The 1,127-nt window shown below is 72.2% G+C and carries 2 protein-coding genes; both read left to right on the top strand.

Going from position 1 to position 1,127, the window contains the following annotated elements:
* Window positions 1-179: 179 nt before the first annotated feature.
* Window positions 180-755, top strand: coding sequence for a nucleotidyltransferase family protein (locus tag QH283_RS19345; RefSeq protein ID WP_280504398.1), 576 nt, complete (start codon window positions 180-182; stop codon window positions 753-755).
* Between the two features lie 16 nt (window positions 756-771).
* Window positions 772-1,127 (top strand): XdhC family protein (locus tag QH283_RS19340; protein ID WP_280504397.1); only part of this gene is annotated, 356 nt, incomplete at its 3' end.

Raw genomic sequence — 1,127 nt, 5'->3', positions numbered from 1 at the left:
GGCTCTCCGGCCTCGCACCCCATCGGTCCAGCCCTCATCGGTCCAGGATCGGTGAGCCATGGCCCGCTCGCCAGCCGAGCGGACAAGATCACCTCCGGCGTGTCGGAACCGCCAGGGGATGGCACGGATGTTTCCGAATGGACACACACCGGCAACCCCGCCGGGTTAGCGTGACCGCCATGTCTGCCGTCGTCGTCGGGATCGTCCTCGCCGCGGGCGCGGGCACCCGGTACGGCAGGCCCAAGGCGCTGGCCGAGGGCGGCGCGTGGCTGCGCGCGGCGATCGAGGCGCTGCGCGGCGGCGGATGCGACCGGGTGGTGGTCGTGCTCGGGGCCACCGGGCCGCACCACGCGGGGCTCGGCATCCCGGCCGATGTCACGACCGTGTGGGCGGCGGACTGGGCGCGCGGGCTGTCGGCCTCGCTGCGCGCGGGACTGCGGGCGGCCGAGCGGGTGGGCGGACGCTACGCGGCGATCATGCCGGTGGACACCCCCGACGTCGGGGCGGCGGTGGTGACCCGCGTCGTCCAGACGGCTGTACAGACGCCGAGCGGGCTGGCCAGAGCGGTTTACGCGGGTCGGCCGGGTCATCCGGTTGTGATCGAGCACAGTCACTGGCCGGGCGTGATCTCGGTCTCGACAGCAGATGAAGGCGCGGCCACCTATATCCGCGCGAGGAACGATATGGTGTGCGTCACGTGCGATGACTTGGCGACGGGTGTCGACCGTGACTTCCCGCCCTTTACCGCACGTTGAGCGGAGTTGAGAACTGATGCGCGACATCGTCGACGACCTGTTACGGGTGTGGTATTCGGGTCGGACGGGCGGCCTGGCGACCGTCGTGCGCAGCGTCGGGGACGGACGCTGGCCGGTCGGCAGCGCACTGCTGGTCGACCCGGACGGCGTGGTCTTCGGCGCGGGCCTCGGCGGATCGGTGGACGACGCCATCCGGGACGCGGCGGCCACCGCCGCGCGCACCGGGCGAAGGGCCATGCACCGGCTACCCGTGCCCGCGAGCGAACCGGGGATCGCCGCGGGCGCCACCATCGATGTCTTCGCCGAACCGTTCTCCCAGCACGACTTCACCGTGTTCCCCACCGTGGCGGCCGATATCGCCGCCAACCGCCG

The organism is Nocardia farcinica (genome assembly GCF_029867845.1).
Classification (GTDB): Bacteria; Actinomycetota; Actinomycetes; order Mycobacteriales; family Mycobacteriaceae; genus Nocardia; species Nocardia farcinica_A.
The sequence above is the reverse complement of the archived record's forward strand: the minus strand, read 5'-3'. Positions and strand labels throughout refer to the sequence as shown.